This is a genomic window from Pectobacterium sp. CFBP8739 (genome assembly GCF_013449375.1).
In the GTDB taxonomy this organism is placed as follows: Bacteria; Pseudomonadota; Gammaproteobacteria; order Enterobacterales; family Enterobacteriaceae; genus Pectobacterium.
In genome coordinates this window covers 753929-776617 of sequence record NZ_JACDRR010000005.1, presented here as the reverse complement: position 1 = coordinate 776617, position 22689 = coordinate 753929, and the positions used below count along the sequence as shown (strand labels likewise).

Here is a 22689-nt window from a genome sequence, read left to right as displayed (position 1 = left end):
TTGCAAGATTATGCCAGAGAATGTGCAGCCAACACGCATCCCTCCAACTGACCGCGAGGCGATTGCCAGCCAGTCGCTGACGCTGAGTTACGAAAAACAGGTCGTGATTGATGCGCTGGATATTACGCTGCCAGCCGGGAAAATCTCGGTGCTGGTGGGCAGTAACGGCTGCGGCAAAAGCACGTTACTGAAGTCGTTTGCCCGCCTGCTGAAGCCCACGAGCGGGACGATTATTGTTAACGGGGCGGATATTCATCGGCAATCCACCGTTGAGGTGGCGAAGTCACTGGCGATTCTTCCGCAAACGCCGACCGCGCCGGAAGGCCTGACGGTCTATCAATTGGTGAAGATGGGGCGCTACCCGCATCAGTCATGGTTGAAACAGTGGTCGGCCACGGATGAAGAAAAAGTGCTGCAGGCGTTGCGCAGCACCGGTGTGCTGGCGTTAAAGGATCGCGCGGTGGATTCGCTGTCCGGCGGGCAGCGCCAGCGCGTCTGGATTGCGATGACGCTGGCGCAGGATACCGACATCGTCCTGCTTGATGAACCGACGACCTATCTCGATCTGGCGCATCAGATGGAGGTGCTGGATTTGTTGCGGGAGTTGAACCTTCAGCAGCAGAAAACCATCGTCATGGTGTTGCATGATTTGAATCTGGCGTGTCGCTATGCTCATCACATGGTGGCCGTCCATAATCGAACGGTATTTGCGCAGGGCAACCCGCGCGACATTCTCACGGAAGCCACGGTAAAAACGGTGTTTAACCTGAACTGCCGCATCATTGACGATCCGTTCTTCGGTACGCCGCTGTGTATTCCGTTTGGCCGTGAAACGGTAGCGGATGTCAGCTAATCGTCTCACTGAGCCCCTGATTTGGACTGCCGATAGCGAAAAAATGCACCATCGTAGATAAAAATCCCTTAGTGCTCAGAATCTCTGCTACAATCCTCGGCAGTCATGCACCGTAGTTGTGCTCGTTCACCGTGGTTGTTGCGTATGTCGTTGTTACGTGAAGTGTTACGTGAGTTGTTACGTAAATAGTGGCCCAGCAAACCCGTCTTACTGACCCTCTGAAAACTACACCGGCTGCTGTCCGGTCAGAGCGGATCTGGAGTTGTTCTTTTTATGTCATTTGATTCTCTCGGCCTGAGTGCCGATATTCTGCGCGCGATTGACGAGCAGGGTTATCGCGATCCTACCCCTGTTCAGCGTCAGGCTATCCCTGTCGTGCTGGAAGGGCGCGATTTGATGGCCAGTGCCCAAACGGGTACGGGTAAAACGGCGGGCTTTACGCTGCCGTTATTGCAACTGCTGACCAGCCGTGAAGCGCAGAATAAAGGGAAAGGCCGCCGTCCGGTTCGGGCATTGATTCTGACGCCAACCCGTGAGCTGGCCGCGCAGATTGATGAGAATGTGAAGGCGTATAGCAAGTATCTGCGCCTGCGTTCACTCGTCGTATTTGGTGGTGTGAGTATTAACCCGCAGATGATGAAACTGCGCGGCGGTGTGGATATTCTGGTGGCGACCCCGGGGCGTTTGCTCGATCTGGAACACCAGAACGCCGTTGACCTGTCACAGATTGAAATTTTGGTGCTGGATGAAGCGGACCGCATGCTGGACATGGGTTTCATTCACGATATTCGTCGCGTACTGGCGAAGCTACCTGCTAAACGGCAAAATCTGCTGTTCTCCGCGACCTTCTCTGATGAGATCAAAGCGCTGGCGAACAAGCTGCTGACCAATCCGGCTTCGGTTGAAGTTGTGCGTCGCAATACGCCGTCTGAACTGGTTACGCAGCACGTCCATTTTGTCGATAAGCGCCGCAAACGTGAACTGCTATCACAGCTGATTGGCGAAAATAACTGGCAGCAGGTATTGGTCTTTACCCGGACTAAACACGGCGCTAACCACCTCGCTGAGTTGCTGGAAAAAGACGGTATTACCGCTGCGGCTATCCACGGTAATAAAAGTCAGGGGGCGCGTACGCGTGCACTGGCGAATTTCAAAGACGGCAGCATTCGCGTGCTAGTTGCAACGGATATCGCCGCGCGTGGTCTGGATATCGACCAACTGCCGCACGTGGTGAACTATGAGCTGCCAAACGTGCCGGAAGACTATGTTCACCGTATTGGCCGTACCGGTCGTGCGGAAGCAACGGGTGAAGCGCTGTCGCTAGTCTGTGTGGATGAGCACAAACTGCTGCGTGACATTGAGCGTCTGTTGAAGCGTGAGATTCCACGTATCGCTATCGAAGGCTACGAGCCGGATCCGTCTATCAAGGCCGAGCCGATTGTGAATGGCCGCCAGGGAAACCGTGGCGGCGGTGGGGCACGTAACGGGTCGCCTCGTGCGCAGTCTGGTGCGCCGCGTGGGCAGTCTGAGCGTAGTCAAGGTCAGAGTGAACGCCGTCCAGCCGATGGCAATCGCCAGCCGCGTAAAGCGGGCGGTAATAGCGATAGCCCGTGGGGTGGGAATAAAGGCAATAGCGGTAAGGGTAATGGCGAAGGCCAACGCCGCGCGCCACGTCCGCAAAACCGCAGTAAGCCAGCGGACAAGTAAAAACGATAGGGAGCCAGACGGCTCCCTTTTTTATCGCGTTATTTTGCCGTGGCCGGCAGTGCGACCGGACGACGTGGGCGGTAGAACATTACCGCGTTGCCTGCCAGAATCAGCAGTAAGCCGATAAACGCGTTGGGTCGCCACTGATAATCTTCAAATAACGTTGAAATAGACAGCGCCACCAGCGGAAAGAGCAGCGTGGTGTACGCCGCCTGACTGGCACCGATGCGGCCGATCAGGCTGAAGTAGGCACCGAAGCCGATCACCGACCCAAAGATCGCCAGATAGAGCAGTGACCCCAGATAGTCGGTACTGTACTCTGGTGTGAAGTGATATCCCTGAATCAGACTGAATAACCCCATCCATAGTGCCCCATATCCCATGCCCCAACCGTTGGTGGTCAGTACGTCTCGACCCTGTCGCTGGTGCTGAGCGCTAATCATATTGCCCAGCGAGAAGCAGTAGGTGCCCAGGATGCTCAATCCCACACCCCACAGCAGATAAGGTTGTGCGTCGAGTTGCGTCAGATCGTGCCAGAACAGTGCGACGATGCCGATAAGCCCGAGTGGTGTGGCGATGGCCACGTTGCGCGTCAGCGGTTGTTTGAAGAAAAGCCGACTGTTAAAGGCGTTAAACAGCACCGCCATCGAGAAAATAATCGATTCTAAGCCGCTCGAAATCCAGGCGATAGCGTGGTAAAAGCAGAGAAAGTTAACGCCGAATACGCACAGCCCTTGTACCATACACAGTAGGTGAGTGCGTAGGGGGAGCGCTCTCAGGCGTCGTGTCAGTGCCAGAAAAGTCAGTAAGATGGCCGATGCCAGTAAAAAGCGCCAAAAGACGGACACTTCGGCGGCGACGTCACCCTGTTGCAGGCTGATGGCGATCCAGGTTGTGCCCCAGATAAGAACGACAGAAAAGTAGAGTAAGCTATTCATTAAATGACTCCGCATGAGTTTATGTCGGCAGTATGGCGCGTATGATTGCCGTGAGCTTTCAGCATCTTGCGGTGAATAGCAAAATCTTGCGGTTAAGTGAGAAATGGAGGCAGCAATGCATCGTTATAAAGCGTTCGATACTATGTTGCATCATAAAACCGAGCTACGTGATACGGTTGAGCTGACGTCCGGTGTGCGGCTGGCCTCCTGGTTTAATCGCTATGACCGTGTCACGATGGAAAACACCGAACACCATACACTTAGCCTTTATATCGCTGATGGTTATGAGAGCTACCATAAAACGGCAGATGGCTGGCATAACGGTGGCGGGCCGGATCGTTTCTGTCTGATGCCGAAACAGAGCGCCTCGACCTGGGATATCCGTGGCGACCTCAGTTTTGTTCACCTGTATTTTGACGATACGCATCTGCGAGCATTGGCGGAGCAAACCTGGGATCGCAGCCCAGCATCGATCTGTACCGAAGAGCGAATATTTGGCAGTGATCCACAGATTACCTCGCTGTATCGACAGTTTCTACTGAATAACCGCTGGGATGACCCGGCGAATCAGCTTGTTCTTGGCAGCGCGGCGACGCTGTTGATGATTCAGGTGCTGCGTAGTTACACCCAATTGCAATGGGAGCTGCCAACGGTGCGCGGCGGGCTGGCGCCAGCGGTATTGCGGCGCAGCAAAATGCAGATTGATGCACATCTCGATCAGCCTCTGACGCTACAGATGCTGGCGGCGGAAGCGGGGCTTAGCGAGTTTCACTTTGCGCGCATGTTTCGCCAGAGTGTGGGAATAGCGCCGCATCAGTATGTCCTGAAACAGCGGCTGGCCCGCGCTGAAGTGCTCGTGCGACAGGGTACGCAGCCGATCACGGATATCGCGCTGGCCTGCGGGTTCAGCTCTGCCAGCCACCTCAGTCATCAATTCAAAAAGGAATATGGCCTGACGCCGTCGGCGCTGCGGTCGGCGCAGAAGTAGGTGGGGCGGACGGATGTCCGCCTTTCTCTTTTCTGGACGCGATTATTTCGCCGCCAGCAGGCATAAATTCAGTGCCACTTCATACGACTTCACAAACGACGGAATGGGTAAAAATTCAAAGCGCGAGTGGAAATTGTGCGCGCCGGTGAAGAAGTTTGGCGTCAGCAATCCTTTGGCGGACAGCGCCGCGCCGTCCGTGCCCCCGCGCATCGGCGTCACTTTGGGTTCAATGCCCAGTGTATCTAGTGCGGCAAACAGCAGATCGATCGCGCGGCGATCGTCGGTGATGGCGTTGCTGATATTGCTGTAGATATCGGTGAGGGTATAGGTCACGCTGCCCGTCGGGTACTGCGCGGCAATCTTCTCAGCGATCGTGGCGATCTGCTGTTTCCGCTGTTCAAACGTGGCTAAATCGAAATCGCGGATAGAGGCTTTAAGTTTCGCTTCATTGGCATTCGCCGTCAGATCGTTAAACCAGACATAGCCCTCACGTCCCTCCGTGTGCTCCGGCGTCTGCTGGCGATCGAACAGGCTGATAAAGTCATGCGCCATAAGCAGCGGGTTGACCAGTACGCCTTTTGCCGACATCGGGTGTGCTGGCACGCCGGTAAAGCGAATTTCCGCCGAGGCCGCATTGAAGTTCTCATACACTACTTCACCCAGTTCGCAGCAGTCGATGGTGTAGGAAAAATCGACATCGAAGCGTTTGAGATCGAGCGCTTTCGCACCGCGTAGCCCGATTTCTTCGTCCGGCACGAAGGCCACGACGATATCGCCGTGCGGTGTGGCGTCGTTCAGGTTCTCCATGAGCGTCATCACCACGGTAACGGCAGCCTTGTTATCCGCGCCGAGTACGCTGGTTCCGTCGCTAAAAATAATGTCCTGCCCGATATACGGCAGAATTTCCGGGTGTTCTGCCGTGCGCAGCCAGATGTCCTGTTCGGCATTCAGGCACAGGTCTTCACCGGTAAAGTGCAGCATCTGCGGGTGAATATGCGGCGACAGGCCGACGTCAACTGTGTCGATATGCGTAATAAAACCGATGCGGGGTGCGGACGGACAGTTGCCCGGCTTCACGGCGGTTACGGTGGCGTACTCGTCAATCACGACATTCTGCAAACCTAACGCACGCAACTCGTCCGCCAGCACTTTCGCCATCTCATGCTGTTCTGGGGTGCTGGGCAGCGTTGTCGAGCTGGCATCGCTTTGGCTGGAGACGGCGAGGTAACGGTAAAAACGCGTGCTGAGTTGATGATCCAGACTGTCTGTCATAACGAATCCTTTTTATTCCGTACGTTTTATTCAGTGCTTTTATTTAGTAATAGCCTTGCTCGTTATCCTAACGTAGAAATTATTTCATTTGAGGGTTTTATTTGTCATTTTATTGTCATGACTTTTATAACCGTGCGATGGAATACAAATAACAAACGAGGTCTGGGATGAAAAAAGCAGGAGTACGATTCACATTGGCTGCGTTGACGCTGGCAGTCGCCTCAGCGGCCTCGGCGAATACGCTGGTATATTGCTCAGAAGGATCGCCGGAAAACTTTAACCCACAGCTTTACACCTCCGGTACCAGCGTGGATGCCAGCGCGGTAACGATTTATAACCGTCTGGTAGATTTTAAAGTGGGGTCGACGGAGCTGATACCGAGTCTGGCAGAGCGTTGGGATATCAGCGCCGATGGGCGCGTGTATACTTTCCATTTGCGTAAAGGCGTTAAATTTCAGAGCAACAAATATTTCAAACCCTCACGTGATTTTACTGCCGACGACGTTATTTTCTCCTTCATGCGGCAAAAAGATCCGCAGCACCCTTATCACAACGTCTCGAAAGGCACTTATGCCAATTTTGAGAGCTTGTCCTTTGGCTCGTTGATTCAGAACATCGAGAAGGTGGATGACCATACGGTGCGCTTTACGCTCTCCCATGCGGAAGCCCCGTTTCTGGCTGACTTAGCTTGGTACTTTGCTTCTATTCTCTCTGCGGAATATGCCGATGCGATGCTGAAAGCTGGCACGCCGGAACGCGTGGACATGGACCCGATTGGTACCGGACCTTTCGAATTAGCGCAGTATCAGAAAGATTCCCGCATTCTCTTTAAGGCATTTCCCGCCTATTGGGAAGGCAAGGCCAAGCTGGATCGGTTGATTTTCACTATAACGCCGGATGCCTCCGTGCGTTATGCCAAGCTGGAGAAGAATGAATGTCAGGTGATGCCGTTCCCTAATCCCGCCGATCTTCCGCGCATGAAAGAGAATAAGGATATCGTGCTGATGCAGAAAGCGGGATTGAATACCGGCTTCCTGTCGTTCAATACCCAAAAAGCGCCGACGGATAATGTGAAAGTGCGGCAGGCATTGACGATGGCGATTAACAAGCCAGCGATTATCGAGGCTGTTTTTCAGGGAACCGGAACGGCGGCGAAAAACCTGCTGCCGCCGGGCGTCTGGAGTGCGGATAGTGAACTGAAGGATTATGACTACGATCCCGAGAAGGCCAAAGCATTACTGAAAGAAGCGGGCTTGGCTGAGGGAACCACGATTGAACTGTGGGCGATGCCGGTGCAGCGTCCGTATAACCCGAATGCCCGTCGCATGTCGGAGATGATTCAGGCCGACTGGGCGAAAATCGGCGTGCAGGCCAAAATTGTCACCTTCGAGTGGGGGGAATACCTGAAGCGGGTGAAAGGCGGTGAGCATCAGGCGGCGTTGATGGGCTGGACAACGGCGACGGGCGATCCTGATAACTTCTTCGGGCCGCTCTTCACCTGCACAGCGGCTAACGGCGGTTCCAACTCAGCAAAATGGTGTTACGCACCGTTTGATAAAATCATTATCGAAGCGCGCGCTTCACAGAATCACGAGCAGCGCATTGCCCTGTACAAGCAGGCACAGCAGATGATGCACGATCAGGCTCCGGCCGTCATGATTGCGCATTCCACTATCTTTGAGCCAGTCCGTAAGGAAGTGACCGGCTATGAAATCGATCCATTCGGGAAGCATATTTTCTATCAGGTCGATGTGAAGAAGTAAGACGCTGAGAGTCCGGCACTGCGTGCCGGATTCTGGTGTGATGCGGTTATTCGGTTTCGTCGCCGTAATACAGCTTACCGATGCGAATAATATCGCGTCCCTGTGATTTTCGATGCTTATTGGAATCGCGCAGGGAATAAATACAGCCGCAATACTCCTGTTGATAGAAACGTTCGCGCTTGCTGATTTCGATCATACGCGACGAGCCACCGTCTTATGCTGTTCGGCGAAACGGATATTCTCTTCTTTGCGAATCAGGTATTCACGCTGCGGGTGGATGTTAGGGTTATAAAAGAAAATGGTGTAGTCGATGCCAGAAGCGGTGATGGCTTCCATGACTTCACCAGAGCAGGGGGCGCAGCAGGAATGTAGCAGCAGCTTGTCGGCATTATTCGGCAGAGAAAGCCACGGGCGTTGCAGCGCGTCGATTTTGACGTTCTGCATAGTTTTGACATTCGACATAATAAATAGCCACTTCGCTGTGGTCCGTAAGGACGGCCTCGGCACAAGTTCGTCACGAATTATTGATGATATGTTTACAAGAGGCAACCTCATGGTCCGTCCTGCCTTATCTTTCCCGTTGCGTTCCTCGTACAATACCCCCTAAGATTGCCTGCTTTTTTAGCCGTGCAATGAATGGCTGTGATTAACGATAAAATGGTTACCGAGTAGCGTTATGCGTGTTCTGCTTGCCCCGATGGAAGGGGTTCTCGACTCATTAGTGCGAGAACTGCTGACTGAAGTAAATGATTATGACCTGTGCGTCACCGAATTTTTACGCGTAGTGGATCAGTGTCTGCCGGTGAAGTCCTTTTATCGCCTTTGCCCTGAATTGCACCACGCCAGCCGCACGCCGTCCGGCACGCTGGTGCGCGTACAGCTACTGGGGCAATACCCACAGTGGCTGGCGGAAAATGCAGCGCGGGCCGTTGATCTAGGTTCGTATGGCGTCGATCTCAACTGCGGTTGCCCGTCCAAGCTGGTGAACGGCAGCGGTGGCGGGGCGACGCTGTTAAAAGATCCCGAGTTGATTTATCAGGGCGCGAAAGCGATGCGTGAGGCGGTGCCAGCTCATCTGCCGGTCACCGTGAAAATACGGTTGGGTTGGGATTCCGGCGCTCGCCAGTTTGAAATTGCCGACGCGGTGCAGCAGGCAGGCGCGAGCGAGCTGGTCGTGCATGGCCGCACGAAAGAAGACGGTTATAAAGCTGAATGTATTAACTGGCAGGCGATAGGGGAAATTCGCCAGCGGTTGCGGATTCCGGTGATCGCCAACGGCGAAATCTGGGACTGGCAGAGTGCGCAGGACTGTATGGCGACAACGGGTTGCGACGCGGTGATGATCGGGCGAGGGGCGCTGAATGTGCCGAACCTGAGCCGCGTGATCAAGTATAACGAACCGCGTATGCCGTGGCCGGAGGTCATGCTGCTGCTACAAAAATACGTGCAGTTGGAAAAACAGGGCGACACGGGAATGTATCACGTTGCACGCATCAAACAGTGGCTCGGTTATTTGCGTAAAGAGTACGACGACGCCGCCGAGTTATTCAGCGAGATCCGTACGTTGAAAACATCGGCAGACATCGCACGTGTGATTGGTGAGCCGTAGACGCTCACCGTTTCCCCATGTCTGGTTTCCCGCTCCCTGTGTTTTCAGTACGCTGCTCAAATTTAACGCACTCCACCCCACGCCCTCCGGCCTGCACTTTACTTTACGAATCGGTTGACGGTATAACAGGCTATCTATCTGGAAGTTTAGACGTCTATAACGAAAGGTCATCATGGAACAACACGCATCAGGCTCGGAAGGGCAGTTTAAGCGCACCATGAAAGCTCGCCACTTGGTGATGCTTTCGCTCGGCGGCGTCATCGGTACCGGCCTGTTTTTTAATACGGGCTACATTATTTCCACCACGGGTGCCGCCGGAACGCTCTTGGCGTATCTGATCGGTGCGCTGGTGGTGTATCTGGTGATGCTGAGTTTGGGGGAGCTGTCCGTTGCGATGCCGGAAACCGGGGCGTTTCATGTCTATGCGTCCCGCTATCTCAGCCCAGCAACCGGCTATACCGTGGCGTGGCTGTATTGGCTGACGTGGACGGTCGCGCTGGGTTCCAGCCTGACTGCTGCGGGTTTTTGCATGCAGTATTGGTTCCCGCAGGTGCCAGTTTGGACCTGGTGTCTGCTGTTTTGTGTGCTGATCTACCTGCTGAATATCGTGTCGTCCCGCTTCTTTGCTGAAGGGGAATTTTGGTTTTCGATCGTTAAAGTTGTCACGATTCTCGCTTTTATCGTGCTCGGTGCTGGTGCGATGTTTGGCTTTATTCCGATGCAGGACGGTTCACCCGCGCCGTTTTTCCAGAATATTACCGCGTCTGGCTGGTTCCCACACGGCGGCCTGCCGATTCTGATGACGATGGTGGCGGTTAACTTCGCTTTCTCCGGTACGGAGCTGATCGGCATCGCGGCAGGGGAAACCGAGAATCCACAGAAAGTGGTGCCGATGGCGATTCGTACGACCGTTGCGCGACTGGTGATCTTCTTTCTGGGTACGGTGCTGGTGCTGGCGGCGATAATTCCGATGGAAGAGGCCGGTATTGCGAAAAGCCCGTTTGTGCTGGTGTTTGAAAAGATTGGTATTCCTTACGCCGCCGATATTTTTAATTTCGTGATTTTGACGGCGATCCTGTCCGCCGCTAACTCAGGTCTGTATGCCTCGGGGCGTATGCTGTGGTCACTGTCCAATGAAGGCACGCTGCCGCGCCGTTTTTCTCGTCTGACGCGCCGCGGCATTCCGCTCTTTGCCATTTCCGTCAGTATGTTGGGCGGGCTGCTGGCGCTGTTTTCCAGCGTGGTCGCACCGGATACCGTTTACGTGGCGCTGTCTGCGATTTCCGGCTTTGCCGTGGTGGCGGTGTGGCTGAGCATCTGCGCCTCGCACTATATGTTCCGCCGTCACCATATCCGTACGGGAAAACCGTTGTCCGACCTGCAATATCGCGCGCCCTGGTTCCCCATCACGTCGATTCTTGGTTTTATATTGTGCTTACTGGCCTGCGTCGGGCTGGCATTTGATCCCAGCCAGCGAATTGCGCTGTGGTGTGGAATTCCGTTTGTCGCGCTGTGCTACGGTGCTTATTATTTCACGCAGTCAATGAAGAAGCGTGGATTAACAGGAGTGGAAGACATTGCGTAAAAATACGGTTACCGAACTGCTGGCGACGGCACCCACAATTGTGTTGGATGGCGCGCTAGCGACCGAACTGGAAGCGCGCGGCTGTGATTTAACGGATCCACTGTGGTCGGCGAAAGTGCTGGTTGAAAACCCTGCACTGATTTATCAGGTTCATCTCGACTATTTCAAGGCAGGGGCGCAGTGCGCGATTACGGCTAGCTATCAAGCGACGCCGCAAGGGTTTGCAGCGCGTGGCTATAGTGAAGCGGCGTCGTTGGCGCTGATTGCTAAGAGCGTACAGTTGGCGGCGCAGGCGCGGGATGATTACCGTCGTGATAATCCGCAGGCTGGAACGCTGCTGGTGGCGGGATCTGTGGGGCCTTACGGTGCCTATCTGGCGGATGGTTCGGAGTATCGCGGTGATTACCAACTGCCGCAGGTCGAGATGATGGCGTTTCATCGGCCGCGTATAGCGGCGTTGCACGAGGCAGGTGCCGATCTTCTGGCCTGTGAGACGATGCCGTCCTTTGCGGAAATCGAGGCGCTGATTACGTTACTGGCGGAGTTCCCTCAGGCGCAGGCCTGGTTCTCCTTCACGCTGCGCGACAGCGAGCACCTCAGCGACGGCACCCCATTGCGTACGGTGCTGGCGCGGGTTAATGCCTGTTCGCAGGTGGTTGCCGTGGGGATCAACTGCATTGCGCTGGAAAACGTGACGCCCGCGTTGACGCATCTGTCTTCACTGACGGATTTGCCGTTGGTGGTTTATCCCAATTCCGGCGAGCAATATGATGCAGTAACGAAAACGTGGAGCAGTGCTCACGATGCAGCCTGCTCGCTGACGGCGTATCTGCCCGAGTGGCAAGCGGCAGGGGCGCGTCTGATTGGCGGCTGCTGCCGCACCACGCCTGCTGATATTGCCGGTATTGCACGTTGCTGCCAGCATGAGGGACAGCACTAAATAATAGAGGGATGCCGTGATGGAAAATGAGGTGAATCTGCAACAGGTGTACTCGCTTGCCAGACAGTGCGTCGCGCCCGATGCGTCGGTAACGGTGCTGTGCATTGGCGAACAGCAGACGACGGTTGTCTGCGGGACGGCATCGCACCCATCGGTAACTCTGCAACTGACCATCGGTTTTGATAAAACGGCGGCGACGTTTTTCAGGCATCTTCCCCCAACGCCAGACGAAATGGAGCTGGCAATCATGGCGGTAGAGGATGAAGTGACGCGGATTCGCCACGACATCCCTGCGGGTTCCGTTCTGTTTGCTTTTGATCCCGCCTTGGTGACTATCGCTCAGATCTCGGGAGCAGAAAAAGAGGACGCTGGCTGGCGCTTGCTGCAGGATGATATGGAGCGGACATTTAAACGTCTGGAACGTGTCATGCTGGGGAGTCCGGCTGCCTGGGAGGGCATTCCGCTTGAAAACGCTTTCTCCGCCCGGTTACTGATTTTGCGTGAGTTTATGCATCATCATGGCTTCGATTCTGCACTGATTTTGCTATTACCTGCGGTTGTTGCGTGAAGAACTAGCGGTTTTTGCCTTCTCAGCTACTATTAACGGCGGTCAGCGTTCAGTAAGGGCTCTGACCGCCTTTTTTTGTTGGGAAATATCCGAATATATTCGTCAATGGGCATGCTCTGACAGGACATTGCTCTCAGGATATCTGACGTTGTAAGGCAAGAATGCGGTTTTATTATTAAGGTCGGCATTGCTATCGCGGTGACGGCCTGTGACAGGACGTAAGGCGTGAATCAAGGAGGATAAGAGGACGGCCACTGGGCCATTATGTTACCTGTATGATCTATTTTGCGGATGACTGAATCATTATTATCTTGAATTTTCGTACAACAGCGTAATAAAGCGCTGTTCAATGTGGCGGGGAGTCAATGTTATTTCAGGGAGTCCAGTGAGGGGAATGAACATGGTTGAACATTTCACAGGGAAATATGAAGTTGAATTTAAATTTCGTATCGACGATATAGCCGTTTTCAGGAATACGCTTTTTAGCCTTCACCCAGAGGCTTTCGTCTTTGAAAATAAAGAACACGACGTTTATTACGATGATGTAGGAAGGCATCTACAGCAACAAAATATCAAAATGTGGGTGCGCCGCATGGAGCCATCGGGAATTAAGCTCTGGATCGTGAAAGGGCCGGGCATCGATCGCTGCGAAGCGGTTAATGTCGAAGATTTTGAAAAAACCCACAGCATGCTACAGACGTTAGGGTATCAGCCCCTTTTTGAAATTCATAAAATCCGCAGCATCTACTTTTTAGACGCCTTCCATATTACGCTCGATTATATTGAGACCTTGGGTTATTTCGTAGAAATATCGGTAATGACCGATGATGAAACACAGTTGAAAGCACTCAGGGATAGGTGTATAGAGTGTGCGATACGACTTCAATTGTCATTGGATAATATTGAAACGAAATCCTATTATCAATTATTAGGTTTTAAGTAACTGTTATTTTATGGTTATTGAGTTGTTGTTTTTTTAGTGTCTGATTTACACATGGGGAAATGATGAAAAAATCTATTTCGGCGGCGTTGGCCACGTTAGTGATGGTGTTTTCTCTGTCCGTTCATGGCAGCGATGTGGCGCAATATAAAGATGGCAGCTATATCGGAAAAGCGCAAGGTAAGGCGGCAGACGTTGAGGTTACGGTCAGCATTAAAGACGGAAAGATCGCTAATGCTGAAGTGTTGAAGCACGGCGATACCGAAGCGATGATGCTGAGCGCGACGGATCAAATCGTGCCGGAGCTCATTGAGAAGCAGGATATTAACAAGGTGGATGCGGTAACAGGGGCAACGTTATCGAGTCAGGGAGTGATTAATGCGGTGAAACAGGCGCTGGAACAGGCAAAAGTCACGCCGTAATCGTCACTGTCACCGTTGAGGAAGGAATCTACTGCCGTGGAAGACCTGCTGATTATTCTGCGTCACACGCCTTACTGGGTGTGGATGGTTTTGGGTTACCTGATTTATGCCGGAATAAAAGCCAGCCAGCCGAGGCGACAATCGCTGGCACGGATGCTGGTTGTGCCAATCGTTTTCATGGTGTGGGGCGTTAGCGCGATTTTTCATACGCTGCTGATCCCGCTTGCGGCGGCAGGGGGATTTCTGCTGACGTTGAGCGTTGGGCTGGGCATCGGGTGGACGTGGGGGAAAACGTCAGGCGTTTATCGGCCGGAATCACGCGTTTTTCAGCGCACGGGATCATGGTGGCCGCTGGGCTTGATGCTGCTGACATTTTGTTCTCGTTTCTATTTTTCCGTCCAACTGGCTCGGTTTCCCGCGTTGGCGCATGACCCCGCATTCTGTCTGTTGTCCGGCGCGGCAAGTGGGATTTCCGCGGGAATATTTAGCGGCGTCAGCCTGTGTTTGCTCAACCAGATGCGCAAAATAAAACCGTCTCTGACATAATGCGATAAAAAACAGTGGGTTGACAAAACCGTTTGTCAAAATTTGTCACAAAGCTTTTTCTGCTGCATGAGTGCGTGGGGAAGGGCGGTAAATTATAATGCCGATGCCTATCCCTTTCATTTAACAGAATACTGTTTAAGTTATTGAAGAATGACTAAAAATTTTAAGCTTTCTCTTTGTGGCCTGTTGCTGCTGTCAACCCATGCTGTGATGTTGCCTCAGGCTGTGGCGAAAGCGCCGACGTACTCCGCCGGCACGGCGCATCAGGAAATTGCTTCCGGTAGTGCCATGGTGGTGGATTTGCGTGATAACCACATTCTGTATTCCAGTAACCCAGATGTGGTAGTGCCGATTGCTTCGGTGACCAAATTGATGACGGCGCTGGTCGTGCTGGATGCCAATCAGCCGCTGGATGAAATCATCTCTGTGGATATCAGCCAGACGAAGGAAATGAAAGGGGTATACTCGCGTGTTCGTCTGAATAGTCAGATCAGCCGCCATGACATGCTGCTACTGGCGCTGATGTCCTCAGAAAACCGAGCGGCAGCGAGTCTGGCGCACCACTATCCGGGCGGTTATCAGGCGTTTATCCGCGCGATGAATGCCAAAGCTCGTGCGCTAGGCATGACCCACACGCGCTATGTTGAGCCAACCGGGCTGTCCATCAATAACGTCTCGACCGCCCGCGATCTCACTAAACTCCTGATTGCCAGCAAGCAATATCCACTGCTGAGCCAACTGAGCACCACGCAGGAGAAAACGGCGACGTTCTCTAACCCGACGTATAGCCTGCCGTTCAGAAACACGAATCATCTGGTCTATAAAGCGGACTGGAGCATCCAACTGACCAAAACGGGCTTCACGAATCAGGCGGGACACTGTCTGGTGATGAGGACGATCATTAATCAGCGGCCTGTGGCGCTGGTGGTGCTGGACGCATTCGGTAAATACACGCACTTTGCCGATGCTAACCGTCTGCGTAAGTGGATGGAAACCGGTAAGGTCAGCGAGGTGCCTGCTGCCGCGTTGAGCTACAAGAAACAGAAATCGCTGGCTTCTCGCCAACCGCAGAGCATGGCGAGTATCGAAACCGAATAACGGTTCCTTCTTTCTGATGCTTTAGAATAGTTGATTAACGGTGGCCGAACGGGCCACCGATTGCGACAGCGCTAAGCACGAGCGCGCCGATCTTCTATCACTTCTCCCGCTTTTCTCACTTCTTCGTCATGTTCATCTTCACGCCAGGTTTCCGCTAACGCCTCTTCCAGCCAGCGCTGCATAGCAGGCTGCGCCAACAGATGGTCGCAATAGGCCGTCGCTTCCGGCGATACAGGAAGCTGATAGGTTTTGATGCGGAAAACAACGGGCGCAAAGAAGGCGTCTACTGCCGAAAACTGTTTTCCTGCCAGAAACGGCCCACCAAAGCGCGTTAGCCCTTCCTGCCAGAGTTCACAGATGCGGTTAATGTCGTTGCTGAGGGCGGGAGAGATGTCGTTCATTTTGACGCGCACGCCGCAGCTCATGGAACAGGTATTGCGCAGGGCGGTAAAACCAGAATGCATTTCGGCCGCGGCACAGCGTGCCCAGGCGCGGGTTTTGGCCTCAGCAGGCCAGACGTTGGGATGTTTCTCAGCCAGGTATTCGGTAATCGCCAATGAATCCCAGACGGTGATATCGCCGTCGATCAGGCAGGGGACTTTTGCCGTCGGTGAAAAGGCCTTAAACGCCGGCTGTGCCATGCCAGGTGAAAAAACAACCAGTTTCTCTTCGAAAGGAATCGACAGTGTTTTCAATAGCACCCACGGACGCAGTGACCAAGACGAATAGTTTTTATTGGCGATATACAACTGATACATGTCTGATGCTCCTTGTGTTGACGAAGCCTTAGCATTAGCACGAAAGGCGCGCGAAATCATCCTCCACGTTTCTGCCGGCCAGATGTGTGTGAGCGTGCTACGAGGCTAAACATCATCGTGTAGAGTCAAGCGATGATCACCTGTTGGCAATGCAGCTGTAGTAATGCCAGTTCGGGGTTGTCCGCACTGGTGGCATCGGTCACGATCATATCGATTTCCGGCAAGGTGGCATAGACCACGCGGCTGGTGGTGCCAATCTTGCTATGATCCGCGAGGATCATTCGTGTGCGTGCATGCTGCACCATGGCTCTGGCAATCGCCGCCTCATGGTGAGCAAAACTGCTGGCGCCGGAAGCGACAGCGACTCCTACTGGTGAGAGCAGGGCGACATCGGCGCGATAGCGTTGTAGTTCATTGATGGTGATGTCACCGCTGGTTGCCTGTGCCGAGGCGCCCATGTAGCCACCGAGTAATATCACGCTATGATGCGCAACGGATTCCGTCGCGGTGAGTTTTTGTGCCACGGTCAGGCTATTGGTAATAACCGTCATTCCCGGCATGGAGAGCAACTCATCGGCTAACAGCGACGTCGTGCTGCCCGCGTCGATAAACAGGGTTTGTCCGGCTTTTAACTGCTGTACGGCCGCGCGGGCAATGGCCTGCTTTTCTTTTTCGCGCACGGTATTACGAACGGACAGCGGCAGTTCCGGTTCTTGTGTTGTTGCCACAATCCCACCGTGAACGCGGCGCAACGCGCCTGCGGCTTCCAGCTTCACGATATCGCGTCGTACGGTTTCGCGTGACACACCAAGATGTTGAATGATTTTCTCGGTGCTCACCTGGTTTAATGTCGAGAGCAGCGCCTGTATGCGATGTAACCGCGTTTCTTCTAACATAGCTTTCCATTTTTTGAGGTTCTGACACCGGCTACAGCGTTTGCCGTTTCTCTGTCACAAGATGTAGAAGCAGGGCGGTCATGGCGACAATCCCCATAATACATGTAGAAAAGGCGGCCGCCTGTGAGGTAAAGCCGGCTTCATCCAGCCGCATCACGGTAACGGCACCTAACGGCAATGACGGCGTGACCAAAAAAATCACGGCCGATAGTGTAACCATTGAGCGCATGAATAAAAACATGGCGACCGAAATCAGCGTCACGCGCATGGCGGGCATATAAACATCACGTAAAATACGTACCACACCGCCGCCTAACACCGTGGTGGCATCTTCCATCGCGTGTGGAACGTTACGGATTCCCATCATCATCGTGGTGTAGCCTTGCGTGTGGTAGTGATAATAATTGCACAGTGCCACCAGCAGGGCTGAACCGTACAGCATACCCCAGGGAAGATCGGCCGTATTGAACGTAAACACGTAAGATAACCCTAATACCAGACCGGGAACGGCAACAGGCAACGCGCTGAGTAGTACGGCGGCGTTGGCGACTTTGCCCGGCTGCCGATGAATACCGAAAGTGAGCAGGAATAACAACACGGTGCCGACCATGGCCGCCAGCGCCGAAATCCACACTGACGTCCACAACGGGGTGTAGCCACCGGCGAGGTCGATATCGTAATGCTTAAGCGTCAGGTCCAGACGGTACGGCCATAGGCGTATCATGCTGGCGATAATAACAGTGCCAATGACGGCGATAATGGTGAACGCGATCGTCATGGTGGCCAGATAGAATGACATATCGCGAGTACGCAAAGGTTGCGGCACATGCGGGATAGCCGCGTGTGTGCCAATTGCTTTTTGCCGTCTTGCCGCGGCGCGCTCTATCCAGATAGACGCCGCTGCAGGTAGCAGCAGTAAAATCCCCACTACCGCACCCATACCGAATTTCATCTGGCCGCTGACCTGGCTGTAAATCTCTGTTGCGAGTACGGAGAAGTTGCCGCCGATCACAATCGCGTTGCCGAAGTCCGTGATGGTAATCGTAAAAATGACAAAGGCGGCACTCAGCAGGCCGTATCGCAGGCCGGGGAGGGTAATATCCAGAAATTGTCGCCAGTCGGACGCGCCCAGCACATTAGCGGCTTCATACTGGCGGGTATCGCTATGGCGCAGGGTGGTGCGAATGATCAAAATGGCCTGCGGCAGCGCGTACAGAACGTTGGCAATTAACAGCCCCCAAAAGCCATAAATATCCAGTCGCACACCGAGCAGATTGCCGATGATGCCATTTCTTCCCAGTAGAAAAATCAGCCCCAAGCCCAACACCAGCGAAGGTGCAAGTATAGGAAGTGCGGTCGCAAAGGCGATAAAACGCTTCGCGGGCATGGCGGTACATTCCAGCCCATAGGCAACAATGAATCCCAGCAACAATGTGACCAAGGTGGTGACGGCGCCTAATAACAAACTGTTTGCTGTTGCCCGCCAGATGCCGGGTGAATCCATCAGCACCAGATAGTTGGATAAGCCAACGGTGCCGTTTTGATCGTCCAGCAGACTGTGCCAGGCGATACTCAGCATGGGGATGCCGAAAAACATCAGCAGCGCCAGCAGTGGAAGCCACAGACAGAGACGTGAAAGCCAGCGGTCACTGGCCGTTTGCGGAGGGAGAAGTGAATGGCTCATGCTTGCACCCAGGCGCAGTCTTCTGCGCGAATTGAGAGATGAACGGGGTCTCCAGAGGACCAGTTAACGGCGCTGCTGGTTTCGACCAGCAGCGGTTGCGATTTCCACATCACCTGAACACGTTGAATGCTGCCGAGGAAACTGGTGGTGATAACTCGGCCTTCCGCGCCTTCTGCTTTCTGTAATGCGATGCGTTCCGGGCGAATAAACAGCTCTGCGTCTTCCGGTAGCACAGTATTTTGCGCGGAGGGAAGCAGCTCGGGCATACATGCAGTGACGACATCACGTGACAGCAAATTACTGTGCCCCATGAATTCGGCCACGAAGCGTGTGCGTGGGCTGGTATAGAGTTCATGTGGTGTGCCTTCCTGAACAATACGCCCACCGTGCATGCAGATGATTTTATCCGCCATGCTCATGGCTTCTTCCTGATCGTGCGTGACCATCAGTGTCGGAATGCCAAGACGTTGTTGCACGTCACGCAGTTCCTGACGCAGCCCAGCACGCACGCGTGCATCCAGTGCTGAAAGCGGTTCATCCAGTAAGAGCAAGGAGGGATTGACCGCCAGTGCGCGGGCAATCGCCACACGCTGCTGTTGCCCGCCTGAAAGCTGGGCAGGATAACGATCGCCGAACCCGCTCAGGCGTACGGTGTCCAGCAGATCGCTGACGCGTGCGGCAACTTCCTCGGCAGGTGTCTGGCGAATTTTGAGACCGTAACCAATGTTTTGTGCAATCGTCATGTGGGGAAAGAGTGAATAAGACTGAAATACGATGCCAAAGCCTCGCGCTCTCGCGGGCACGTTGACCAGATCGCGGTCATCCAGCGTGATTTTCCCCCCATCGCAGCTTAGCAATCCGGCAATGATGCGCAGCAATGTCGTTTTGCCACAGCCGCTTGGCCCAAGAAGGCAGACAAATTCGGCATTTTCAATCGACAAATTGATACGGTCGAGAGCGACATAACCCTCAAAGCTTTTATAAAGATTTTGAATAACCAGTGCCATGAATGCGACCTCTTAATGACGGCTTCCGCGCAGTTGGAATGCACTGTGCGGCAGCCTCTACAGCGAATACAGACCACTAGCGGCCGATGTTTTTTTGCCAGGTTGCCAGTGTGGCGTCACGATCGCTGGCGCTTTTGGTGAAATCCACGGGATAGAGCACCTGTGTGAGATCGGCGGGCAGCCCAGCCACTTGCGCGGCTTTTGACTGTTCAACGCCAGGTATTGTCACGATCTCTTTATATTTGGTGTAGAGCGTGGCGGCATGACTGGAGAGCGTCCAGTCAAGAAAGCGCTTCGCGTCGGGTTTGTTTTTGGCTGCCTTCATCAGAGCGGAGGCTTCTAATTCATAGCCTGCCCCATCGTTTGGGATCACCATCTTGATGGGGTAGCCTTCTTCAATCGATTGCATCGCGGCGAAAGCCAGCGATACGCCAATCGCATATTCGCCCGTCCGTGCCGCTTTACACGGACGTGAGCCGGACTTGGTGTATTGGGCGATGTTGCCATCCAGCGACTTCAGGAATGCCCAGCCATTTTCATCCCCTTTAGATTGCAGCAGCGCCGCGATTTGCAGATAGCCTGTGCCAGAGGAAACTGGATTGGGCATCACGATTTCCCCTTTATAGATCGGGTTGGTCAGATCCTGCCAGGATGCGGGAACAGGTAGGTTTTTCGCTTTTAACGCTTCGGTATTGACGCAAAAGGCAGCCATATAGCCGGTTGCTGCAAACCATTTGTGATCTGGGGAGCGGTAGGTGGCGGCAAGGCTATCGCTCCCTTTGGCATCGTAGGGTTCCAATAATGCTGAAATGCGTGGATCCATTACGCTAGTCACGGCCCATCCCCAAATGACGTCATGTTGCGGATTTTTTGATTCGGCCAGAATCCGTGGTCCAAGGTCGCCGGTAGACAAGCGCAGTACGTTAATGGTCAGGTCGGGTAAGTCTTTCTTGGCCTGTGCGACGTAATCTTTGATCTCATCTTCTTCCAGTGAGGTATAGACCGTGATGGTGCCGGCTTGTGCGACAGCGCTCGCCAGTGTGGCACCAATGAGTGCGGCGATCAGACTGGTGCGGCGCAATGAAAATCGGTTCATAAACATTCCCCTACGGTTGTGGAAAAGGTTGGCATCAATGTTCCTCTCGCGTTGAACGGTTCGTAACAGGTTCTGTGCATTTTTGTGTTTATTGCGAGTGGTGTGAGGTTTTAGCACTAATCGTGCCATTTCCTGATTTGAGAGAAATTCTTGTTAAAATACTTATATAAATAAGTAGATTAGGTATTTTTTCTTACACGTGGGCCAATCCCATAACGGATGCATGGCGTTGTGTATGCTATGACATGACAAATTTATTGCACTTTTTTGGCATTTTTGTGCATCAAAAAAGTGCATTTTTTTGTATTTGTGTATTTTGTTGCTTTTGGTGTAGGGTGAGTGTCATCTGAACCCGCACGATGCGTTTTATCCCTGTGTGACGCAGTCGTGCCACCACCTTATGTAGGAGTGATTATGGCGACACGCTCAACCATCATGGATACCAATAGCTTTCGCGCTGAACATGCGGAGGCGTTGGATGAGGATACACGCAGGCTGACGAATAAGCGTACTCAGGTGCTAGGGGATTCCTATCGTTTGTTCTACCGTAATCCGGTGCATCTGGTTCGCGGTGAAGGACAATACCTGTGGGATGCCAATGGACATAAGTATCTGGATGTCTACAACAATGTCGCCAGTATTGGGCACTGTCACCCTGCGGTCATTGACGCCGTTAACGCACAGATGCGCCTGCTCAACACGCATACTCGTTATTTGCACGAGCGCATTCTGGATTACTCTGAGGACATTCTCGGTACGGTGCCTGCGGCGATTAACAAAGCGATGTATATGTGTACCGGATCGGAGGCCAACGATCTGGCGATCCGCGTAGCGCGCGCCTACAGTGGTGGGACTGGGATTATTGTGAGCCGCGAGGCCTATCACGGCACCAGTGAACTCACCTCCGGTGCCTCACCGGCTCTCGGCAGTGGGCAACCTCTGTCGGCGACAACACGCCTTGTCCCCGCGCCTGATCGCTATCGGGTCAATGCGCCGGACCTGGGCGTGTGGTTTGCGCAGCAAATTCAACGGCAAATTGATGACATGGCGGCGAACGGTATCAAATTTGCTGGCTTCTTGGCGGACTCGATCTTTTCCTCCGATGGCGTCTTACCGGGACCGGCTGGCTACCTGAAACCGGCCATTGATGTGGTGCATTCGAATGGGGGGATTTTCATTGCGGATGAGGTACAGCCTGGCTTTGCCCGCACGGGTGAGCATTTCTGGGGATTTGGTCGCCACGGCATTGTGCCGGATGTCGTCACGCTGGGTAAACCCATGGGCAACGGCATACCGGTGTCGGCGCTGCTGGCAAAAGCCGATGTATTGGCGGCATTCAGCGATGAAATTCCCTATTTTAATACCTTCGGTGGCAATCCGGTGTCGATCGCCGCTGCGCAGGCAGTATTGCGCGTGATTCGCGAAGAGGGGTTGCAGGAACACAGCCGCTGTGTCGGGGAAAAATTGCAGCGTGAGCTGGCGCTGCTTGCCGATCGCCATGCGTGCATCGGTGATGTGCGCGGCGCGGGGCTGTTTATCGGCTTTGAGTTGGTCAGCGATCGAGAAACAAAAACGCCGGATAAAGCACTGGCGTTGGACGTGGTTGAACAACTTCGTGCCGAACGGGTGCTCACGTCGGTAGCCGGGCCGCATGGGAATGTGCTGAAACTTCGCCCGCCGCTGGCGTTTCAGGAGCACGACATTGACTGGCTGGTTGGTGCGCTCGATCGGGCTTTGCGTTTGCAATCATCGCGGCGTTAATCTTCCCACATGCGCATGTGGCGACCGTTGTTCGCTTCATGCGCCTTCATGCTGTCCATCTTTTCTCGCCGCTGCTCAGGCAGAATGTTCGTTTTGCGTATCGTCTAGCATTATTCTTGCAGTTTTTATTAAATGAAATCTCAATAAATGCACTATATTACGCGCTGTGCATTTGAGTGCGTCGGTGCGGCAGCCACTATCGGGAAGCCTTATTCGTTTAAGGCAGGAGAAGGTGTTTTTCGCCTTGTCAGAGAAGGG

At 53.6% G+C, this 22689-nt stretch carries 20 protein-coding genes and 1 pseudogene; 13 read left to right on the top strand and 8 right to left on the bottom strand.

The features are described from left to right. Positions 1-10 precede the first annotated feature (10 nt). Both H0247_RS04270 and rhlE read left to right on the top strand, forming a co-directional pair. Positions 11-853 carry an ABC transporter ATP-binding protein gene (locus tag H0247_RS04270; protein ID WP_180741384.1) on the top strand — a complete coding sequence of 281 codons (843 nt, stop codon included), beginning with the start codon at positions 11-13 and terminating at the stop codon, positions 851-853. Positions 854-1126: 273 nt separating this feature from the next. After that, positions 1127-2560: an ATP-dependent RNA helicase RhlE gene (rhlE, locus tag H0247_RS04265; RefSeq protein WP_180741383.1), complete on the top strand. Its 1434-nt coding sequence runs from the start codon at positions 1127-1129 to the stop codon at positions 2558-2560. A gap of 38 nt (positions 2561-2598) precedes the next feature. On the opposite strand, the gene H0247_RS04260 is transcribed toward rhlE, so the two are convergent. Next, positions 2599-3498 (bottom strand): DMT family transporter, encoded by a 900-nt coding sequence (locus H0247_RS04260; protein WP_180741382.1) that lies wholly within the window; start codon positions 3496-3498, stop codon positions 2599-2601. 115 nt (positions 3499-3613) lie between these two features. Here H0247_RS04260 and H0247_RS04255 point away from each other — a divergent pair, with 115 nt between their 5' ends. Continuing rightward, the gene (locus tag H0247_RS04255; protein WP_180741381.1) at positions 3614-4486 is read left to right on the top strand and encodes a helix-turn-helix domain-containing protein; all 873 of its coding nucleotides are present in this window, start codon (positions 3614-3616) and stop codon (positions 4484-4486) included. Positions 4487-4528: 42 nt separating this feature from the next. Here the strand turns inward: H0247_RS04255 and pepT are convergent, their stop codons facing one another. Next, positions 4529-5758, bottom strand: a complete 1230-nt coding sequence (gene pepT, locus H0247_RS04250) for a peptidase T (RefSeq protein WP_180741380.1) — start codon at positions 5756-5758, stop codon at positions 4529-4531. Between the two features lie 167 nt (positions 5759-5925). On the opposite strand from pepT, the gene H0247_RS04245 reads away from it, so the two are divergent. Then, positions 5926-7521, top strand: coding sequence for an ABC transporter substrate-binding protein (locus H0247_RS04245; protein ID WP_180741379.1), 1596 nt, complete (start codon positions 5926-5928; stop codon positions 7519-7521). Positions 7522-7567: 46 nt separating this feature from the next. On the opposite strand, the pseudogene H0247_RS04240 reads toward H0247_RS04245, so the two are convergent. Continuing rightward, positions 7568-7965 (bottom strand): annotated as a pseudogene (locus tag H0247_RS04240) (epoxyqueuosine reductase QueH). Positions 7966-8197: 232 nt separating this feature from the next. On the opposite strand from H0247_RS04240, the gene dusC reads away from it, so the two are divergent. The 8 genes from dusC (at position 8198) to pbpG (ending at position 15229) form a co-directional block, all read left to right on the top strand. After that, positions 8198-9130 (top strand): tRNA dihydrouridine(16) synthase DusC, encoded by a 933-nt coding sequence (dusC, locus tag H0247_RS04235; RefSeq protein WP_180741378.1) that lies wholly within the window; start codon positions 8198-8200, stop codon positions 9128-9130. Positions 9131-9302: 172 nt separating this feature from the next. Continuing rightward, positions 9303-10715: an S-methylmethionine permease gene (gene mmuP / locus H0247_RS04230; RefSeq protein ID WP_180741377.1), complete on the top strand. Its 1413-nt coding sequence runs from the start codon at positions 9303-9305 to the stop codon at positions 10713-10715. Then, on the top strand, positions 10708-11655 hold the full coding sequence (gene mmuM, locus H0247_RS04225; RefSeq protein WP_180741376.1) for a homocysteine S-methyltransferase: 948 nt from the start codon (positions 10708-10710) through the stop codon (positions 11653-11655). The genes mmuP and mmuM overlap by 8 nt, the downstream gene beginning before the upstream one ends. 19 nt (positions 11656-11674) lie before the next feature. After that, positions 11675-12223: a hypothetical protein gene (locus H0247_RS04220; protein WP_180741375.1), complete on the top strand. Its 549-nt coding sequence runs from the start codon at positions 11675-11677 to the stop codon at positions 12221-12223. Positions 12224-12623: 400 nt separating this feature from the next. Next, on the top strand, positions 12624-13166 hold the full coding sequence (gene cyaB / locus H0247_RS04215) for a class IV adenylate cyclase (RefSeq protein WP_180741374.1): 543 nt from the start codon (positions 12624-12626) through the stop codon (positions 13164-13166). Positions 13167-13228: 62 nt separating this feature from the next. Then, a complete protein-coding gene (locus H0247_RS04210; protein ID WP_180741373.1) occupies positions 13229-13585 on the top strand; it encodes an FMN-binding protein in 357 nt (118 codons plus the stop codon). A 36-nt stretch (positions 13586-13621) separates the two neighbouring features. Further along, the gene (locus H0247_RS04205; protein WP_180741372.1) at positions 13622-14131 is read left to right on the top strand and encodes a DUF6622 family protein; all 510 of its coding nucleotides are present in this window, start codon (positions 13622-13624) and stop codon (positions 14129-14131) included. Between the two features lie 150 nt (positions 14132-14281). Continuing rightward, positions 14282-15229: a D-alanyl-D-alanine endopeptidase gene (pbpG, locus tag H0247_RS04200; protein ID WP_180741371.1), complete on the top strand. Its 948-nt coding sequence runs from the start codon at positions 14282-14284 to the stop codon at positions 15227-15229. A gap of 71 nt (positions 15230-15300) precedes the next feature. On the opposite strand, the gene H0247_RS04195 is transcribed toward pbpG, so the two are convergent. The 5 genes from H0247_RS04195 to H0247_RS04175 all read right to left on the bottom strand — a co-directional run bounded on the left by H0247_RS04195 (position 15301) and on the right by H0247_RS04175 (position 20670). Continuing rightward, entirely contained in the window at positions 15301-15987 is a 687-nt protein-coding gene (locus tag H0247_RS04195) for a glutathione S-transferase family protein (RefSeq protein ID WP_180741370.1), read from the bottom strand. Between the two features lie 125 nt (positions 15988-16112). Further along, positions 16113-16883, bottom strand: coding sequence for a DeoR/GlpR family DNA-binding transcription regulator (locus tag H0247_RS04190; protein WP_180741369.1), 771 nt, complete (start codon positions 16881-16883; stop codon positions 16113-16115). A gap of 31 nt (positions 16884-16914) precedes the next feature. Further along, positions 16915-18567 carry an ABC transporter permease subunit gene (locus H0247_RS04185; RefSeq protein WP_180741368.1) on the bottom strand — a complete coding sequence of 551 codons (1653 nt, stop codon included), beginning with the start codon at positions 18565-18567 and terminating at the stop codon, positions 16915-16917. Further along, positions 18564-19574: an ABC transporter ATP-binding protein gene (locus H0247_RS04180; protein WP_180741367.1), complete on the bottom strand. Its 1011-nt coding sequence runs from the start codon at positions 19572-19574 to the stop codon at positions 18564-18566. The genes H0247_RS04185 and H0247_RS04180 overlap by 4 nt, the downstream gene beginning before the upstream one ends. A gap of 76 nt (positions 19575-19650) precedes the next feature. Further along, a complete protein-coding gene (locus tag H0247_RS04175; protein WP_180741366.1) occupies positions 19651-20670 on the bottom strand; it encodes an ABC transporter substrate-binding protein in 1020 nt (339 codons plus the stop codon). A gap of 414 nt (positions 20671-21084) precedes the next feature. Here H0247_RS04175 and H0247_RS04170 point away from each other — a divergent pair, with 414 nt between their 5' ends. Then, positions 21085-22431 (top strand): aspartate aminotransferase family protein, encoded by a 1347-nt coding sequence (locus H0247_RS04170; RefSeq protein WP_180741365.1) that lies wholly within the window; start codon positions 21085-21087, stop codon positions 22429-22431. Positions 22432-22689: the final 258 nt, after the last annotated feature.

Bases quoted from the DNA above. Each gene is read 5' to 3' on its own strand.
- H0247_RS04270 (WP_180741384.1), top strand. From the start codon at position 11: ATGCCAGAGAATGTGCAGCCAACACGCATCCCTCCAACTGACCGCGAG.
- rhlE (WP_180741383.1), top strand. From the start codon at position 1,127: ATGTCATTTGATTCTCTCGGCCTGAGTGCCGATATTCTGCGCGCGATT.
- H0247_RS04260 (WP_180741382.1), bottom strand. From the start codon at position 3,498: ATGAATAGCTTACTCTACTTTTCTGTCGTTCTTATCTGGGGCACAACC.
- H0247_RS04255 (WP_180741381.1), top strand. From the start codon at position 3,614: ATGCATCGTTATAAAGCGTTCGATACTATGTTGCATCATAAAACCGAG.
- pepT (WP_180741380.1), bottom strand. From the start codon at position 5,758: ATGACAGACAGTCTGGATCATCAACTCAGCACGCGTTTTTACCGTTAC.
- H0247_RS04245 (WP_180741379.1), top strand. From the start codon at position 5,926: ATGAAAAAAGCAGGAGTACGATTCACATTGGCTGCGTTGACGCTGGCA.
- dusC (WP_180741378.1), top strand. From the start codon at position 8,198: ATGCGTGTTCTGCTTGCCCCGATGGAAGGGGTTCTCGACTCATTAGTG.
- mmuP (WP_180741377.1), top strand. From the start codon at position 9,303: ATGGAACAACACGCATCAGGCTCGGAAGGGCAGTTTAAGCGCACCATG.
- H0247_RS04220 (WP_180741375.1), top strand. From the start codon at position 11,675: ATGGAAAATGAGGTGAATCTGCAACAGGTGTACTCGCTTGCCAGACAG.
- cyaB (WP_180741374.1), top strand. From the start codon at position 12,624: ATGGTTGAACATTTCACAGGGAAATATGAAGTTGAATTTAAATTTCGT.
- H0247_RS04210 (WP_180741373.1), top strand. From the start codon at position 13,229: ATGAAAAAATCTATTTCGGCGGCGTTGGCCACGTTAGTGATGGTGTTT.
- pbpG (WP_180741371.1), top strand. From the start codon at position 14,282: ATGACTAAAAATTTTAAGCTTTCTCTTTGTGGCCTGTTGCTGCTGTCA.
- H0247_RS04195 (WP_180741370.1), bottom strand. From the start codon at position 15,987: ATGTATCAGTTGTATATCGCCAATAAAAACTATTCGTCTTGGTCACTG.
- H0247_RS04190 (WP_180741369.1), bottom strand. From the start codon at position 16,883: ATGTTAGAAGAAACGCGGTTACATCGCATACAGGCGCTGCTCTCGACA.
- H0247_RS04185 (WP_180741368.1), bottom strand. From the start codon at position 18,567: ATGAGCCATTCACTTCTCCCTCCGCAAACGGCCAGTGACCGCTGGCTT.
- H0247_RS04180 (WP_180741367.1), bottom strand. From the start codon at position 19,574: ATGGCACTGGTTATTCAAAATCTTTATAAAAGCTTTGAGGGTTATGTC.
- H0247_RS04175 (WP_180741366.1), bottom strand. From the start codon at position 20,670: ATGAACCGATTTTCATTGCGCCGCACCAGTCTGATCGCCGCACTCATT.
- H0247_RS04170 (WP_180741365.1), top strand. From the start codon at position 21,085: ATGGCGACACGCTCAACCATCATGGATACCAATAGCTTTCGCGCTGAA.